This is a genomic window from Pseudomonas sp. 51_B (assembly GCF_017491595.1).
GTDB classification, from domain to species: Bacteria; Pseudomonadota; Gammaproteobacteria; order Pseudomonadales; family Pseudomonadaceae; genus Aquipseudomonas; species Aquipseudomonas promysalinigenes.
Genome location: NZ_JAFGYW010000328.1, coordinates 1 through 464, shown reverse-complemented (window position 1 = coordinate 464; position 464 = coordinate 1). Strand labels below are relative to the sequence as shown.

The window sequence follows — 464 nt, the reverse complement described above, 5'->3', positions numbered from 1 at the left end:
GCACCAGGTTTGCCAGCCAGCCGATCAGCGCCAGGCTCGAGGCCGTCGCCTGACTCAGCACCACGCCGACGATGTCGGTGGTCTGGCCCATGTGCTCGCTGATCGCGGCTTTGACCTTATCGAATTTCCAGAAGCCGTCCGACAGCCCCAGTTTCGCTTGCGCCCACGGCACAGCGGTGTGCTGCAACCAGTCGAGCATCTGCGGCGCCAGCTCGTACAGACGCAGCAACTGCTTGGCGAGCATTGGTACCAGCACCAGCAGCAACGCGGTGACGATCAAGTGGAACAAGGCAAACACGACGATCACACCCCAGGTTCGCGACAGCCCGAGCCGCTCCAGACGATCCACCAACGGGTCGAACAGATAAGCCAGCAACAACGCGACCAGAAACGGCGTGAGGATCGGGTGCAGCAACCATACAAACGCGCAAAGCAGGACTACCCCACCGAGCCAGAACCAACGC

1 protein-coding gene is annotated in these 464 nt (G+C 61.9%); it reads right to left on the bottom strand.

Going from position 1 to position 464, the window contains the following annotated elements; all coding sequences use genetic code 11:
* The coding region (locus J5M56_RS25065) for an AI-2E family transporter (RefSeq protein WP_207938069.1) at nucleotides 1-464 on the bottom strand (464 nt) is incomplete at both ends.